Source organism: Sphingobium sp. D43FB, from assembly GCF_002312805.1.
Classification (GTDB): Bacteria; Pseudomonadota; Alphaproteobacteria; order Sphingomonadales; family Sphingomonadaceae; genus Sphingobium.
The window spans coordinates 1-1,139 of sequence record NZ_NMUA01000138.1; the positions used below are offsets into that span (position 1 = coordinate 1).

1 protein-coding gene is annotated in these 1,139 nt (G+C 60.3%); it reads left to right on the forward strand.

The genetic code is table 11. The features are described 5' to 3' along the window. The coding region (locus tag SxD43FB_RS23675) for an IS256 family transposase (protein ID WP_141249638.1) at window positions 1-1,086 on the forward strand (1,086 nt) is incomplete at its 5' end. Window positions 1,087-1,139 lie beyond the last annotated feature (53 nt).

Consider the following 1,139-nt stretch of genomic DNA (forward strand, 5'->3'; position numbering starts at 1 on the left):
GACCTTACGGGCGCGGCCTATGGCGATAAGGATCCCGAGCGCCTCGCGCAGCGCAACGGCTATCGGGATCGGGACTGGGAGACGCGGGCAGGCACGGTCGAGCTGCGGATCCCCAAGCTGCGCAAGGGAACATATTTTCCAGGGTTTCTGGAGCCCCGCCGTATGGCAGAGAAGGCACTGACGGCCGTCATCCAGGAAGCTTATATCCAGGGGATCTCGACCCGCTCTGTGGACGATCTGGTCAAAGCCATGGGCATGAGTGGGATCTCAAAGAGCCAGGTCAGCCGACTGTGCGTGGAGATCGACGAGCGGGTGAAGGCCTTTCTCGATCGTCCGATCGAAGGCGACTGGCCCTATCTCTGGATGGACGCGACTTACATCAAAGTGCGGCGAGCCGGTCGCATTGTCTCTGTCGCGGTCATCATTGCCGTTGGCGTTAACAGCGATGGCCGGCGCGAAGTGCTCGGCATGGCGATCGGTCATTCCGAAGCTGAGGTCTTCTGGACCGACTTTCTACGCAGCCTTGCCCGTCGCGGTCTGCGCGGCGTGAAGCTGGTGATCTCCGATTCCCATGAAGGCATAAAAGCTTCCGTCGCCAAAGTGTTCAGCGCCACCTGGCAGCGATGCCGGGTTCATTTTATGCGCAATGCGCTGGCCCATGCCGGCAAGAGCGGACGCCGGGTCGTGTCGGCATTCATCGCCACCGCTTTCGCCCAGGAAACTCCAGAGGCCGCAAAGGCCCAATGGCGCAGCGTCGCCGATCAATTGCGCCCTACCGTGCCAAAACTCGCTGCCCTGATGGACAGCGCCGAGGAGGATGTGCTGGCCTACATGACCTTCCCAGCCCAACACCGCACGAAGTTGCACAGCAACAATCCGATCGAGCGGCTCAATGGCGAGATCAAGCGGCGTACTGATGTTGTCGGCATCTTCCCCAACGAAGAGGCGATTACCCGTCTCGTCGGCGCTATCCTTCTGGAACAGAACGACGAATGGGCCGTCCAACGCTGCCGCTACATGACACTTGAGAGCGTCTCAGGTTTAAGCGATAATCCCATCATCACGTTGCCTGCCATGGCAGCATGATCAATCCGGCTTAGCCGGAGGTCGCTGTGGCTATCCCAGCGAACCTACACCAC